The organism is Corynebacterium minutissimum, from assembly GCF_016889765.1.
GTDB classification, from domain to species: domain Bacteria; phylum Actinomycetota; class Actinomycetes; order Mycobacteriales; family Mycobacteriaceae; genus Corynebacterium; species Corynebacterium minutissimum_B.
Window position 1 is genome coordinate 1378367 of sequence record NZ_CP069533.1, and the last position, 14374, is coordinate 1392740.

Below are 14374 nucleotides of genomic sequence, written 5' to 3' on the forward strand. Positions count from 1 at the left end.
ACAATGAGGTCTAGACTCAGCATCGTGCTGACAAAAACTGGAGCCCTTGCGCTTACCCTCACCGCCACTTTTGCCGCGGCGCCGGCTGCCCAGGCACTCACCTTTGACCCAGGAAAAGTCCCGCCGCGCACGCAAATGACCGTCCGCTATGCCGACGGCAACGTGGCGTCCACGCCTAATAGCCACGAGTCCCGTCCCGCTGTGTCCCTAGTCAAGCTGTACCTGGGCATGTGGGTGCTGAAATACGGTGCACCGGAGGACAAAGCCCGCGTGGAGAATATGATCCGTTTCTCTGAGGACGGCACCGCAAGCGACCTAGAGCGCACATACCCCCAGGCTATCCCTGGCATTATTAGCGAATATCAGCTGGGGGAGACCCATCACAATGGATATTGGGGCCAGACTACGACGTCGACGGAGGACCTCGCCCGGTTCCTCGGCGCCATCTCTACGGACCCGGTTGCTGCTCCCATCATGAAGGGCATGTCCACGGCAGCACCCGCTGCATCAGATGGCTACCGCCAAGACTTTGGCACCGCGCAGATTCCCGGCATTCTAGGGACGAAGTTTGGGTGGTCAGATGACCGCCAGGTACATGCCACCGCATCCTTTGGTCCGGGTTACACCGTGGCGGCTAATACCTATGGCTCGCCGGGCGATCTCACTGCGGATGTGCTTGGGGCAGTCGACGTCCCCGCACCGCCGGCCGTACCTGCGCCGCCCGCCCCGCCGACACCGCAGGACCTGCGCGATCGCGCCTGCGAGGAGCTCAAACGCCGTGTACCGGGATCCTCCCACGTGTGCTAATCACAAGAGACTCACCTATGCCCGCGCAGGCTCGCTGCGCCAGGCGAGTGTGAATACGTGTCATCGTTCTTGGCCAGGCGGTGGGCGCGGATGCCCAGGTAGATGACCGTCGGGTACATGATGAGCGCCACGAAGACATACTGAGTGACGAGCTGCCACGTTTCCTCCCACATGTAGTTCCACGCAAAGTGGAGGCAGAAGGAGAAAAACAGCGCGCCCACGCCGATGCCGAGGCGCCACCACCAGGGCTTATGTGCGGCGTAGATGGCCCAGCCAATGCCAAAACCGGCAATGGCCGTGAAGCACATGTGCAGGCACGGCCCGGCCACGAGCCGCAGGCCCCACATCTGGAACATGCCAATCCAGTCTGAGGAGTGGTGCATCAGTGCCCCCATGGCGGAGTACAGGCAGTTTTCTAGGACCTCGAAGCCCCAGCCGACGAGCGCGCCGACGATGAAGCCGTGCCAGGGCCGGTTGAGCTGACGGAAGCTGAGGAGGACGAAAACCACGCCGAGGGCCTTAGCAAATTCCTCCGGGTAAGCACCACCCCAGGACATCATGGATTCCTCCCAGCCTAGGCCCACGGAGAGGTCGGTCAGTGGGGTCGCTGACAGCAGCGCTAAGGTCACGGCAGCACCAGCGCCCCAGAGCACGCTTGCCGACGCCCACCCTTTCCCCGGCCGTGCCCACATCGGACTGCGACTCCACAGGAACAGGCCTAGCGCCAAGAAGGCGAAGCCGATGATGAGACTTACGAGGCCCGGCAGCGGAGCCACGAAGAAAATGCCGAGCAGGTTAAACAGGGAAATAGGTAGGCACAGACCAATGATGATCCACAGGGTGATTCGGAAAATCTTGCTCATCGGAAAGCCTCCATAAACTGCTGGGCAAGGTCGGTCGGGTCACCATCGGAGAACACGATTTGATAATTGAGATCGCCTTTGGCCACGCTGAAGGCGAAGACCGGAATGAAGCCATCTTTTTCAAGGGTAAGAATGCCCCCGACATCTTTAACGTCCTCTTCCCGCGGCATGCCTTCGAAATTGGTTGCGCGCACTGCGCGGCGCAGAGCGAGCTCATCGTCCTCAACGCCTTCGGTGACGTAGGCCTCGACCAAGGTATCGCCGCAGTCCCAGGCCTGGTTGGCCATGGAATCATGGTTCACGCTGCATTTCAGACCGTCGATGGGCTGGCGCCAGTCAGGGTCATCGAGCACCACCTCTTCCATCTCAGGTTCGCGCTCGGGCAAGGCCAAGCTCAGTACAGCGGGCGAACCAAGGACAAGGAGGGTTGCCCCGAGCACGGCGAAGAAAGGTCCCGTCATCTTCGCCGGCGGAAAACGATAAGAAGTCATGCGCACCACACTAACGTGTGCTTCTGGCATAGAGTGGCGTGCATGAAGGATCTGTACCAATTTGTTAACGGCCCGTGGGTTGAATCCCACGTCATTCCGGATGACCGCGGAGTAGATGGCACTTTCCACGCACTGCGTGATGAAGCCGAAGAGCTCGTCCATGACATCGTCAAGGAGGATTCTGGCCGCCCAGGAACCCTCTACGCCTCCCATATGGACACGGAGGGAGTCAATGCTGCGGGTACCGATACACTGGCAGCTGACCTAGACAAGCTAGTCGCCGCTGACCCCGAGGAGCTTGCCCACAACCTCGGTGTGCTCGAGCGCGAAGGCGTGGGTGCGCCGGTGACGTTCTGGGTTGAAAAGGACTCGAACTCTGAAGATGCGGTGGCCTACATTGTCCAGTCCGGCCTGGGCCTGCCCGATGAGGCCTATTATCGCGAGGAGGCCCACGCTGAGGTCCTTGCCGCCTATGAAAAGCACATGGCCGCCATGCTGGGTTTCCTCGACCCGGCTCGCCTGTTTGGCCTCGGTGCAGAAACCGCAGCGACCCGTATCGTGGCCCTAGAAAAGGAGCTTGCGGCCGGCCACTGGGACGTGGTGGCCTCGCGCGATGCGGTGAAGACGTATAACCCGGTGGACGTCGCCAAGCTGCCCAGCATCACCCGCGCCATCCTGAAGGGTGGGGGACTGCCGGAGCACCGCGCGGTGGCAATGATGCCTTCTTATTTTGAGCACCTTGAGGGCCTGTTCACCGCTGGCCGCATGGCGGATTGGCAGCTGTGGGCCACGTGGCACATCCTGCTTTCCCGCGCGCCGTACCTCACTGAGGAGATTGGCCGTAAGAACTTCGAGTTCTACGGCACCGCGCTCTCGGGCGCCACGGAGCAGCGCGATCGCTGGAAGCGCGCCGTGGGCTTGGCGGAGAACATGGTGGGACAGGAGATTGGCAAGGTCTTCGTGGACAAGCACTTCCCGCCGTCCTCCAAATCCGAGATGGATGAGCTGGTGGATTACCTCACCGCCGCCTACCGCGAGCGCATCTCTCAGTTGGAGTGGATGACCCCGGCCACTCGCGAGCGCGCGCTGGAGAAGCTCTCCCAGTTCAAGGCCAAGATCGGCTACCCGGACACGTGGCGTGATTATTCCGACTTGGAGTTTTCCCCCAAGGGCGCGGACCTGGTGGCGAATGTGCGCGCAGGTAGCGCGTGGAACCACGACTACGAGCTGGCCAAGATTGGCAAGCCGGCCGACCGTGATGAGTGGTTCTCCACCCCGCAAACCGTCAACGCCTTCTACAACCCGGTGGTCAATGACATCACCTTCCCGGCTGCTATTCTGCGCCCGCCTTTCTACAACCCAGAGGCAGACGCCGCGGAGAGTTTCGGCGCGATTGGCGCGGTCATCGGCCACGAGATTGGCCACGGCTTCGACGACCAAGGCTCGCAGTACGACGGCCAGGGCAACCTCAACTCTTGGTGGACCGAGGAGGACCGCGCCGCCTTTGAGAAGCTCACCGCCAAGCTCGTGGACCAGTATCAGGGCAAGGTGCCGAAGGTGCTGGAAGGTACCGACTCTGCCGGCGTGAACGGCAGCTTCACCTTGGGTGAGAATATCGGTGACCTGGGCGGACTGGGCATTGCCGTGGTGGCGTACAAGAACTACTGCGTCGATAAGGGCCTCGATATCAATGGCCAGGTCGCGCCGTTCGAAGCGGAGGGCGCCGAGCCGGAGCTGGCGCAGCAGGAGTACACCGGCCTGCAGCGTTTCTTCCTGGCCTGGGCGCGCGTATGGCGCACCGCTATTCGCCCGGAGATGGCCGCCCAGTACCTCGCCATCGATCCGCATTCCCCGGCGGAGTTCCGCTGCAACATCATCGCGGAGAACATCGATGAGTTCTACCAGGCCTTCGACGTCGAAGGCGGCATCGCACCGGAGGAGCGCGTCACTATCTGGTAGTACCCTGGGGTGCCATGAGTGAGTGGACCATCGGCGGTACTGACCGCCAGCTAACGCCGGAACAACAACTGGAACAGCTCTCCTCCTACATGGAGGTGCACTACCCGCTACCGGATTTCCGCCCGCCGTGGGCTGGTGGCGGGTCGCCGGATGCAGATCGCTACTGCGCCCTGCTACCAGATCGCATCGTGCAGGCCTCGATGATGGTCCTAGGCTCTGCTGTCGATCACTCCCTGCCCGGTACCGCTTTCACAGAGGGCGTGACGGAGACTGAAACCGAGGTTGGCGCGGTCTTCACGCCGTCCGATCCCAGCGGCCGGTGGGCCGTATCGCTGCACTCAGGCGGCTGGTGGCGCGGAGACGGCAAAGCACTGGAGATGCAGTGGCGTCCCGAGGTCGCCGCGGCAGCGCAGCTATCCGGAACCACCATCATTGACGTCGATTACCCGCTCGCGCCCGAGCACACCGTGGCGGAGATGGTTCAGTCGGTGCAGGCGGCCGTTGATTACGCCCGCACCCACGGCGCGGAACACGTCACGGTGTGGGGCTATTCCTCTGGCGGCGCGCTGGCGGCGCTCGTGCCTGCCGACGCCCTCCTGCTTACCTTCCCCGACTTCGGCGCGCTGGAAAAGCTACCGGAGGAGATCCGTGGCGACTACAGCCTCGACGAGGAGGCACTGGCCGCCCACTATCCGCGCATCCTTGTCCAGACCGCGCTGCAGGACGAAATCGCCGCGCGCGTTGATATTCCCGGAGCGGAGACCGCCGAGTACGTGTCGACGCACCGAATTTCCACCCCCACGGTGGCCCGTCAGCGCATTAAAGAAACGGCGGACTTTCTCAAGTCCGCCGCCTCAACTTCGTAGCTAGGCCTGTCTAGCTTTTACTGTTCCCACTCGGGGCGAATCTTCATCTCCGAGTTCTTCCATAGCCCGGAGCGCTGGATGATCTCGTGGTTGATATCCGCCTCGATGGGGGCGTCACCCTGGGAGTTCGTGCGCAGCTCGTACTTCTCAATGGAGCCCCAATCGCGTGCCCAATCGTTGTTGAGGTAGCTCGGGATCTCGTAGGAGTAGTTCACTGCCTCCGCCGTGGCCATGGCGCCACCGCCGGAGAAGGACTGGAAGTCCGTGAGGGAGGTTTGCGCGGCGGCGTCGGGAAGAATGCGGAACTGCGGAATCTCCGTCACGCCGGCATAGTGGTCAAAGGTGCGCTGGCACGGGAACTGCAAGGCCACCGACCAGTCCAGCAGAGCCGGGGTACCGGAATCGAACTGCGAGCTAATCGTGGCCAGCTCCGGAACGCGCGGCGGGGTAAAGGCCATCCAATCGTCCTCATCCGTGGAGTCATCGACCGCTACGAGGCGCACCACATTGGCCTCCTCCGGCAGATCCTTGAGGGCGATGCGGAGGTTGCGCCACTTCGGCGTCGCGCCGACGTCGGAAAGCTCGGCTTCACCCGTGTTCGTGACCTTGCCGTTTCTGAGAGTGCCGTATTCCAAGGTGAGTTCAGTACCTTCTTGCTCCACGCCGTTGACGTCATGGTGGTAAATCTTGCCAGCGGCAGACACCGCCAAGACCGGGGTGTTCTCGGACTCTTCCGGCAGGTTATACCACTGCGTCGTGATGGTGGCGGAGGAGCGCTGAGACTCAGAATAGGAACCCATGACCGGGACCTTGGTGTAATCCAGGTTGAAGGGCAGGTGCATCTCCGAACCGTTGACGCCCAAGGTGCCGCGCACACCACCCGCGGAGGAGTCAGTAACTTCAGCGGCCTTCTCCTCGTTCTCCGTGGTCTCAGTGAGCTCTTTCTGCTCGTTGGACGAGGCCGAAGAATCACCGGTGGTGTTTGCAATGGCGCCTACCGACGCCGAGTTGAGGTTCTCCGGCTCGATATCCTCCTTGATCATGTTGGGGCCGAAACCGTAGTTGTCTTCCTTCTTGTTCACGAGCGAGTTCTTGAACTCGCCCTCGACTGGGGTGAGGAAGGCATCGTTGGTGTTGGTCTCCACCAGGGTGGAATCCGCCAAGGAGCACACATTACCGCGCAAAGACGCGAGGTTGCCCTTGCCCACTGAGTAGGAATCCGCCTGGGCTACGTAGCCCTTGGCAAAGGAGGCACAGGAGAAGGCCACGATGAGGATGCAGGCAGCGGCAATCGGAGCGGACATGACGCCGGCCCAGCGCGAAACCTTGGCGGCGGATGCCTTCTCAAACTCCTCGAGGGTGCCGTTGGCCTCGGCCTTGTTCTTGCGGTAATCGTGAACCAGCGACTGGTAGAGGCCAATCGCTAGCACCACCATGCCGATGGCCAGCACCACAGTGTTGGCCTCGATGGCCTTGAACTGCACGGTTCGGTCCCACCACGGGATGCCGAAGGAGGAGACGTACCACCAGGCGTTCCAGCCACCCAGGGAGATCGCCATGAGGAAAATCACCGCGGCGATAGAGAAGGTGCGGGCGCGCGGCGAGCGCATGGCGATCTGGGAAAGAACCACGGAGCCAAGTGCGGCAATAACACCGGCGATGCCTGCATAAATGCCGAAGTGGTGTGTCCACTTCGTCGGGGTAAACATGAGGAAGAATGCCGACAGTGCCATGATGGCGAGCAGGCGCTGGGTAGGACCGACCTCCGCACCAACCACGCGGTGGTTCTTGATGAAGGCGTAAATAATGAGCGCCAAGCAGAAGAGCATGGTGAACATGGCAAAGCGGCGCGTGAGCGAGCCGTCCACGGAAGGTTCAAAGAGCGTGGAATAGCGTACGAACTCCGAGTACCACGGCAGCGAGGGGCCGACCTGGGAGCGCACGCGCGTGGACTCGAGAACCGAGGCCAAAGTTTGATCACCAAAGGCCGCCACCATGACAGCGGTGCCGCTGGCGAGGAACGGGGCGATGAGGGCCAGCCATCCCACCTGCTGTGCCCGTTCGCCCATGATGCGGAAGAGCGCGGGCAGGCACACCAGGAAGATGCCTACAGCCGTCAGACCCGTCGGACCTGCGGCCAGGGTAATGGACGCAACGATGGTGCCCACTGCTGCTGGCAGGAGGCGGCGCGTGGAAATAGCACGCTCAAAGGAAGCCCACGTCACCATAACGCCCAGCGCCACGATGGGCTCAGGGCGGATGCCGTTGTTGTACGGCAGCCAGAAGGCCAGGAACATGAACGCGGCGGTCCAGTGCGCCAAGCGCCTGTCGTTAACGCGGCCTCCGAAGCGCGGCAGCATTTCACGCGAGAGGATGAACCAAATGATCAGCGCCGAAATGAGGGAGGGCAGGCGCACGATGATAGAGGCGCTGGAGAGCTGGGAAAGCCACGCCACGAGGTCATAGTAGGGCGCGCCAAACGGCGCCTCGGGGACGCCGTACCAGCGGTAGTAGTTCGCCATATAGGTCGCGTGATCCGAGACTCGGCCCATGGTGAGGATGAAGCCATCGTCAGAGGTATTGGAACCGAAGATGTACCACCAACCGAGGATGGCGGCCACGACGCCATCCAGCGGGCGGATCTGCTTCCACGTCTCCGGCATGAAACCATGGCGCTTGCCATCGAGGCGGTCAATGCGCCACAGGCACACCAGGCTGACCACGACCATGGCCAAGCCCAGCCACATGGCGATGAGCTTGATCACTGTGGGCGAGGACGTGAATCGGGAGTTAACCTCCACGTGGATGCGCAGGTCGTTTCCAAGTTCCTGGAGGTTGCCCGGAGTGTCATCAATTTCGGTGTAGACGCCGGTGACCTGCGGGCGCATGTCCTCGTCAGAGGTGGTTGTGTGCTTGCCCACGGTGACGGTGGTGCCGTCCTCTGTGGCATTGATGCTGAGGGTGGCGTCGTCAGGCAGCTTCGCCACCTGCTCAGGGGTAAGTGAGAACAGCACCTCGTCGAGGCTGGTGACGGAAAGCCCATCCTCGCCGGCGCGGACGAACATGCCGCGGTTGGAGGCCTTCTTCGACTCTGGCGGAATGGTGCCGTAGAGCAGGTCTTGGCCTTCGCGGAGCTTATCGACGGCCGCCAGGGGGATCTCTGCCTCAATCTCCTCTGGCGCCACAGAGATGAGTGGTGCGTTGATGGACTGCAGGGAGTTCTGCTGAGGCCAATCGAAGGAGGACTGGGTCTGGTTCACCGGCAGCAGCGGCGTGGCCACAAAGCACAGAAAGCCGATGAGACCGGCGATGATGGCGGTGAGCCGCAACGACTGCGGGGCTGAGGTTTTCCTATCTGACACGGCGATCAGTGTACGTCACTGCCTCGCCGTATTGAGAAATGCTGTTATGTACGCGCCGCCACAACGAAGGGGCCAATTTGGGTTAATTCCCAACCCTTTTCAAAAACCTCGGGGTTGAAGAACACCGCACGGTAGCGCACGTTGGGTTGGTTCGGGTAGATATCCTCCGCCAAGTGCGTCTTGTATCCGTCCCCGGGTTCTTCCACATCACCGCGGAAGATGAGGACATCGGGTGCGCGCCAGGGCGAGGAATCGAGAGACGCCGCAAACTCATCGGGCGTCTGCTCCCAGGATCCCTTCGCCCAATCCTCAATCTGCAGGTTACGGGTGGTGAACTCACCGAGCGGGTTGGCGTAGTGGCTGGTGAAGGCGTTGAACCCGTAGTAAGGGTTGTAGGCCATGAAGAGTTTTTCGTCGGTGAGTACGACGGTGTCGTTAGCCTCGTAGCCCTGAGCGTCGATGAACTCTCGAATCTTGCCATAGTTAGCAGCGGAATCGCTGGTGTAGCGATCCGCGCGCTCGCCGTAACCATCCGTGTCGGTATAGGCATGATCGAGGGCTGATTCGTTGGTGGCAGGGATCTGCTGGGCATAGTAGACACCGCCCATGCCCAAGATAATGGCGAAGGCTACCGTGACTCGCTTGCTCGTGGTACCGATCATGTGTGCTGGGTAGAGGCTAGGCAGCCCCATCAACCGGACATCCGCGAGCGCGAGGATGCCGGCAGTGGTGAAGAGAAGTACCACGACGATTTCGAGGCGGAAGCCCAACAACGTGTGACCAGCCAGGGTCATGACCATGGAGGCCACAGTCCACAGGTAAGTACCTACGAGTGCGGTGCTCAGTGAACGCAGGTCCGGCTCATCGATGCGCAAAACCAAATACACCAGTCCAATAAGGCTGAGCATGCCGATGACCGATAGTGATAGGAAAGGCGCAGGAATCTGGGTCCCTTCCTCCGGAAGGTAGTGCTGCGCGGCGGATTCCAAAGGACTGGTGGCCTGCAGGACACCAAGGATATAGGGAGTCCAGGCGATGGCCGCTACGGCCAAGGAACCGACGGCGATGGCGGCGAGATGCACGAGGGGAGTCCAGGTTCGCTCTGATACACAGATGACGAGGGCGATGAGGGTGACGATAGTCAGCGACACCGCGCCGGTGTACAGCGTGTAGAAGCACGCGGAGATACCCAGGTAGAGGGCAATAGCGAGCGTTGCGAACCAGGATCCGTCGAAAGCACGGGAACACAGGAGGGCGACCGCAGGCACGCCCATGGCGATGACCGCGGAATAAGGCTCCTCGGCACCCAGAGTGAGTGTCACCGCGGTAGTGGTCAGCGCGATAGCGGTGGCCACGGGTAGGGACTTGACCAAACGCTGCCACAGGGGAACAAGGATGCATCCGGCTACTGCCAGCGAGATGAGTCCCCACGGCTGGTAGACCTCCCAGCCAGGCATATTGAGAAGATTTGCCAGACGGCCGCCCATCCAGAACCAGCCCAAGGGATAGAACGTGGGCAGCCCCTCGTAGTTCATGTCCGCATAGGAGCTGGCCTCGGCGGCACGGGTCAGGAACTGGGTGCGGAAGACTTGGTCCACCTGGACGCCATCAAGCCACAGGCGCGATGCCGAGAGCGGCAGGCCGATGGTGGCGAGGGTCAGCAGGGCGGGCGAGATGTAGCACAGCGCAATCGTGAGCCACGAGCGCCAGCGCGGGCGTTGGGTGCCATTGTGCTCGTCAAAGAGCCACCACACGCACAGCGCGCCGACGAGTCCGACGGTCAGCACCGTTCCCGTCGTGCTGAGAGCACGAGTGACCATGGAGGTGCTAAACGCGGGCAAAGAGACCGTCTTGAACGCAAAAAAGCCAAGGAGCGTGATGAGGCCGCCGCCAAGAGCGGCGGCGGCGATACCCACAAGGCTGGCGCGACGCGAAAGACGGTCAGCGTCATATTCCATGGCGGGGGACATGGCAGAGGACTCAGTCATGCTTCAAGTCTCCCACACGCCACGGACTTAGCGGAACTTTAGAACGGCAGCTTTCGGAAGATTGCCTGCGGGATGAACTTGAAGCCCAAAGACACGTACTCGAAGAGCGGGTGTACGTAGATGGACTGCTTGCCATCCAACACAGCCTTGACGGTGGCCTTGGCCACGTCAGAGACGTTAACGGTCAGCGGTGCTTCGCCAGCTTCGGCGGACATCTTCGTACGCACCTGGCCCGGGCGGACCACGAGCACCTTGGCGCCGGAGCCGCGCAGGGCCTCGCCCAGGTTGATGAAGAAGCCATCGACGCCGGCCTTGGAGGCACCGTAGACAAAGTTGGAGCGGCGCACGCGCATACCTGCGACGGAAGACAGTGCCACGATGGTGCCGTGACCCTGCTCCTTGAACTTCTGCCCCAACAGCACACCGAGGGAGACCGGTGCGGTGTAGTTGGTCTGCGCAGACGCCACGGCCTTGGCCTGGTCCTGCCACAGTTCTTCCTGGTCACCGAGGGTACCGAAGGCGATGATGGCGACGTCCACATCGCCACGCTCAAACGCGCGCTTGACGACGTCCCCGTGGCCCTCGAAATCAGTCGCGTCAAAGTCGATGACCTCGACGTCGCCACCGCGGGACTCGATGGTTGCGCGGGCATCCGCGATACGCGGTGAGTCGGTACGAGCCGCCAGAGTGACCTTGGCCGGGCCGCGCTCGAGGAATTCTTCGACGATGCCCAAGCCGATTTCGGAGGTTCCGCCGAGAAGGAGGATGTGTTGTGCTTGGCCTACTGCATTCAGCATGAGGTGGTTCCTTTCTAGTGCAGCTCGAGGCGGCGGGACATATCGGAGGCAAAGACGCCGGTCGGGTCAATCTCGTTGCGGGTCTTGAGCCAGCCTTCCATGCCTGGGTACATCTTATGGAACTTCTCCGCCGAGGTGCGGGACTCCTTGGCCAAGTAGAGGCGGCCGCCAAACTCCATGACGCGGTCATCCAGATCGTCGAGGAAAGCACCCAGGCCCGGCTTGATGGGGAAGTCCACGCAGACGTTCCAGCCCGGCATCGGGTAAGACAGCGGAGCCTTGTTACCCGGGCCGAAGAGCTTAAACACGTTCAGGGCAGAGTAGTGACCGGACTTCTGCATGTCGCGGATGATGTCCTTGAAGGGCTCGACGGCGTCGGTCGGCACCACAAACTGGTACTGCAGGAAGCCGTTGGATCCGTAGCCACGGTTCCACTCGCCGATGAGATCCAGCGGCTGGTAGAACTGCGTGAGGTTCTTGACCTGGTTACGCGCCGGGGAACCCATGAGGTAGTAAGCCTCACCGATGGCCATGAGGGACAGCTTGTTCATGGTGAAGTTCGGGAAGATATCCGGAACGGTCATCAGCTGCGGGGCGTTGAACTTCAGCGGATCCTTCGCCAGCTTCGGGGCGAGCTCTTCCAGCTGTGCCAGCGTGGCCAGGGAACCACGGGAAATGGTGGAGCGGCCCAGCTTCGGCTCTGGGGAGATGACGTCGAACCAGGCAGAGGAATACGTGTAGTTGTGCTCCGAACCATCGGAGTGGAAGGCCACGGTCTCATCAAGATTGCTCGTGCGGTCGGTATCCGCGATGAAGTAGGCGGTCTCCGTCTTGGTCATCTTGATCTTGGCGCGCAGGATGATGCCGGTCAGGCCCATGCCACCGACGGTGGCCCAGAAGAGCTCGCCTGCCGGATCCTCATCCGAGCCTTCCGGGGTCAGATGCAGGACGCGGCCATCGGCAACGAGCAGCTCCATGGAGACGACGTGGTTGCCGAAGGAACCTGCAGAGTGATGGTTCTTGCCGTGGATGTCCGGGCCAATTGCACCGCCGATGGTGACCTGGCGGGTACCGGGAAGAACAGGAACCCACAGGCCGTAGGGAAGGGCAGCCTTCATGAGCTGGTCCAGGGTGACGCCGCCGTCAACGTCAACGATGCCCGACTCCGGATCGATGGAGTGGATGTTGTTGAGGGCCTGCATATCGATGACGAGGCCGCCGCCGTTCTGGGCGGGGTCACCGTAGGAGCGGCCCATGCCACGAGCGATGACACCGCGGCGCAGGTGGGATGGTTTATCGGCGTTGTCCTCAGCAACCTGGGCAACGGCGGTCTTGATGACGTCCACATCCGGCGTGGACAAGACATGAGCGGTCGACGGCGCAGTGCGGCCCCAACCGTACAGGGACTTCTCAGTAGTATGCAGTTCCATCTCTTCTTCTTTTGACTCGATGTGATGGGTCGATTATCCACCCTACATAGCAACAGAGGCATATGGCGTGAGGGAAAACGTGAGATTAGGTACACATACAAAACTAACCGGACAGGCGTACTGTCCGATTGCGCCCGTTTGGGTACAGGCTACGAGTCTAGGAATACGGACTTAGTAAAGGTCCATGATGTCTCGGATCTCCTTGGGCAGTTCCTCTTGGCTCGTGATCTCCGGTCCCTCATACTCGCGGAGGATCTCGTATACCCGCGTCCGCGAGGCAGAATCGAGGATTGGCAGCTCTTCGGCGATGAGCCTGGTCATGAAACCGTCGAGAGGCAATGCGGTGTGCTCGGTGGCCAGAAAGTGGCCGTGGCGCTTATCGTCCTCAGCGCGGTCGTCGTGAGCCGCGCGCTGCGCCGGGGTGAGGTGCTCTTTCTTGGAGGAGTACATGCACGGTAGCCTACCGTCCGCCTAAAGTAGGGCGGTATGACTTCTCCCAAGACCGATAATTACGCGCTGGATGACACCCTCGCTGGACGTATTACTCAAGCCGCGGCCGTGGGCATCATGACCGCGTTTCCTGATTGGATCAAGAACAAGACCGCTTTGGTCTGCGCTTATGTGCTGTCCTTCCTCGGGTTCGGTGCGCTTGTAGCCTACGTCAACGCGGAGAGCCACGAGGACCAACCGGAGCCGGAGACTCCCGACGTCCCCGTGTGGGCCATCCCGGTTGCCTTCGGCATTCTGGTGCTTGGCGGCTGGCTTACCATCAAAACTCAGAAGAGCCTCGTGGGCTTCATTCGCCGCCGCGGAGTGTCCAAGCCATGGACTGTGTGGGGCGCCATCGGTGCTGCGCTCGTCTTCGTTCTGAGCGAGCTGGAGGCGCGCGAGAACGCCGCCCGCAACTAAAAATGCGTATGGTGGGGCCCATGAGCTCAAAGGTCACAGATCTGGCGCAGGTCCGCGCCGATCGTGGCGACGCCGCTCGCACCCTGCTCTGCCAGGTCTCCAACGTTCGCGCCGATGCCGAAGTGCACCGGCAGATTGGTTTCTCTGACGCGTTAACGCTCACCGAGCTTCACCACATCCTCGAAGTGTGCTTTGGCCTGCCGGAAGAAAATTCTCCGTGGCACTTCTTCGAACACCACGACGCCCGCGGCGAGCGCATTGATCCACATCACACCGTGCGCGAATTTCTCCGCCGCGAAGGCGAGCAGATGGATTATGCCTGGGGGCTGTGGGACTTCGAGGTTGTTGTGGTCGAGACCTACCCGCGCGATGGCGGCACCCCTGAGGCTCTCTGCGTGGGCGGCTCTGGTTCTTTCCACACGCCGTTTGATCTCACCGCTGTTAATGCGGAACTCACGGGTCAAGAAACCATCGACGAGGTCCTCGAACTTGTCGTCGCCCCTGTCCGCGCGCTCATTGAGCGCACCCGGCTCTACGACTTCGTCCCGCTCCTCCAAGCGCTAGACCTGCATCGCGACATAGCCGTCGATGCCCCCACACTTAGCCAATTGCGCACGTTGCCACGTGAGGTCACCAACGAGGGCACGGATGCCTTCTGGTCTATGGCTCTGGCGCTGTCCTGTATGGGCGGCCGTGAGCTGACGGATTCCGTTGTGGAAACGTCGATGGCGGCGCTGGGCTGGGTCGATGATAATGGCGAGGAGCTTCGCGGCCCTGAGATCCGTGACTTGTGCTCTGCATCCCTTGACGTCTTGGCGTCCTTAGGAGCCTATGGCGTGAATGCCGCCGCGCCGGTAGATCGCTTGGACATTTACCGTGCCCTTGTGCGCGGGTAGAGTATT

At 61.5% G+C, this 14374-nt stretch carries 12 protein-coding genes; 5 read left to right on the plus strand and 7 right to left on the minus strand.

Annotated elements, in window-relative coordinates; translation table 11 throughout:
* Positions 1-24: 24 nt before the first annotated feature.
* The gene (locus I6J26_RS06370; RefSeq protein ID WP_239121735.1) at positions 25-807 is read left to right on the plus strand and encodes a hypothetical protein; all 783 of its coding nucleotides are present in this window, start codon (positions 25-27) and stop codon (positions 805-807) included.
* Between the two features lie 11 nt (positions 808-818).
* Here the strand turns inward: I6J26_RS06370 and I6J26_RS06375 are convergent, their stop codons facing one another.
* Positions 819-1670 carry a PrsW family intramembrane metalloprotease gene (locus I6J26_RS06375; protein ID WP_115020950.1) on the minus strand — a complete coding sequence of 284 codons (852 nt, stop codon included), beginning with the start codon at positions 1668-1670 and terminating at the stop codon, positions 819-821.
* On the minus strand, positions 1667-2161 hold the full coding sequence (locus I6J26_RS06380; protein WP_070670954.1) for a hypothetical protein: 495 nt from the start codon (positions 2159-2161) through the stop codon (positions 1667-1669). The genes I6J26_RS06375 and I6J26_RS06380 overlap by 4 nt, the downstream gene beginning before the upstream one ends.
* A gap of 42 nt (positions 2162-2203) precedes the next feature.
* Between I6J26_RS06380 and I6J26_RS06385 the strand changes: the two genes are divergently transcribed.
* Together I6J26_RS06385 and I6J26_RS06390 are read left to right on the plus strand one after the other, a co-directional pair.
* Positions 2204-4120: a M13 family metallopeptidase gene (locus I6J26_RS06385; RefSeq protein ID WP_115020951.1), complete on the plus strand. Its 1917-nt coding sequence runs from the start codon at positions 2204-2206 to the stop codon at positions 4118-4120.
* Between the two features lie 14 nt (positions 4121-4134).
* Entirely contained in the window at positions 4135-4986 is an 852-nt protein-coding gene (locus I6J26_RS06390; protein WP_115020952.1) for an alpha/beta hydrolase, read from the plus strand.
* Between the two features lie 17 nt (positions 4987-5003).
* Here the strand turns inward: I6J26_RS06390 and I6J26_RS06395 are convergent, their stop codons facing one another.
* The 5 genes from I6J26_RS06395 to I6J26_RS06415 form a co-directional block, all read right to left on the minus strand.
* Positions 5004-8348 carry an arabinosyltransferase domain-containing protein gene (locus I6J26_RS06395; protein WP_115020953.1) on the minus strand — a complete coding sequence of 1115 codons (3345 nt, stop codon included), beginning with the start codon at positions 8346-8348 and terminating at the stop codon, positions 5004-5006.
* A gap of 44 nt (positions 8349-8392) precedes the next feature.
* A complete protein-coding gene (locus tag I6J26_RS06400; protein WP_115020954.1) occupies positions 8393-10336 on the minus strand; it encodes a galactan 5-O-arabinofuranosyltransferase in 1944 nt (647 codons plus the stop codon).
* A 38-nt stretch (positions 10337-10374) separates the two neighbouring features.
* Positions 10375-11133, minus strand: a complete 759-nt coding sequence (locus I6J26_RS06405; protein WP_115020955.1) for a decaprenylphospho-beta-D-erythro-pentofuranosid-2-ulose 2-reductase — start codon at positions 11131-11133, stop codon at positions 10375-10377.
* A 14-nt stretch (positions 11134-11147) separates the two neighbouring features.
* Complete coding sequence (locus I6J26_RS06410) at positions 11148-12563, minus strand: FAD-binding oxidoreductase (RefSeq protein ID WP_115020956.1); 1416 nt, start codon at positions 12561-12563, stop codon at positions 11148-11150.
* A gap of 171 nt (positions 12564-12734) precedes the next feature.
* A complete protein-coding gene (locus I6J26_RS06415) occupies positions 12735-13013 on the minus strand; it encodes a hypothetical protein (protein ID WP_115020957.1) in 279 nt (92 codons plus the stop codon).
* A 36-nt stretch (positions 13014-13049) separates the two neighbouring features.
* Here I6J26_RS06415 and I6J26_RS06420 point away from each other — a divergent pair, with 36 nt between their 5' ends.
* Both I6J26_RS06420 and I6J26_RS06425 read left to right on the plus strand, forming a co-directional pair.
* Positions 13050-13472 carry a hypothetical protein gene (locus I6J26_RS06420; protein WP_115020958.1) on the plus strand — a complete coding sequence of 141 codons (423 nt, stop codon included), beginning with the start codon at positions 13050-13052 and terminating at the stop codon, positions 13470-13472.
* A 20-nt stretch (positions 13473-13492) separates the two neighbouring features.
* Complete coding sequence (locus I6J26_RS06425; protein ID WP_115020959.1) at positions 13493-14368, plus strand: hypothetical protein; 876 nt, start codon at positions 13493-13495, stop codon at positions 14366-14368.
* The last annotated feature ends 6 nt before the right edge of the window (positions 14369-14374 follow it).

What these genes read in the sequence shown, in the direction of transcription:
- I6J26_RS06405 (WP_115020955.1), bottom strand. Translation starts at nt 11,133, where the DNA reads ATGCTGAATGCAGTAGGCCAAGCACAACACATCCTCCTTCTCGGCGGA.
- I6J26_RS06390 (WP_115020952.1), top strand. Translation starts at nt 4,135, where the DNA reads ATGAGTGAGTGGACCATCGGCGGTACTGACCGCCAGCTAACGCCGGAA.
- I6J26_RS06400 (WP_115020954.1), bottom strand. Translation starts at nt 10,336, where the DNA reads ATGACTGAGTCCTCTGCCATGTCCCCCGCCATGGAATATGACGCTGAC.
- I6J26_RS06385 (WP_115020951.1), top strand. Translation starts at nt 2,204, where the DNA reads ATGAAGGATCTGTACCAATTTGTTAACGGCCCGTGGGTTGAATCCCAC.
- I6J26_RS06410 (WP_115020956.1), bottom strand. Translation starts at nt 12,563, where the DNA reads ATGGAACTGCATACTACTGAGAAGTCCCTGTACGGTTGGGGCCGCACT.
- I6J26_RS06380 (WP_070670954.1), bottom strand. Translation starts at nt 2,161, where the DNA reads ATGACTTCTTATCGTTTTCCGCCGGCGAAGATGACGGGACCTTTCTTC.
- I6J26_RS06420 (WP_115020958.1), top strand. Translation starts at nt 13,050, where the DNA reads ATGACTTCTCCCAAGACCGATAATTACGCGCTGGATGACACCCTCGCT.
- I6J26_RS06425 (WP_115020959.1), top strand. Translation starts at nt 13,493, where the DNA reads ATGAGCTCAAAGGTCACAGATCTGGCGCAGGTCCGCGCCGATCGTGGC.
- I6J26_RS06375 (WP_115020950.1), bottom strand. Translation starts at nt 1,670, where the DNA reads ATGAGCAAGATTTTCCGAATCACCCTGTGGATCATCATTGGTCTGTGC.
- I6J26_RS06415 (WP_115020957.1), bottom strand. Translation starts at nt 13,013, where the DNA reads ATGTACTCCTCCAAGAAAGAGCACCTCACCCCGGCGCAGCGCGCGGCT.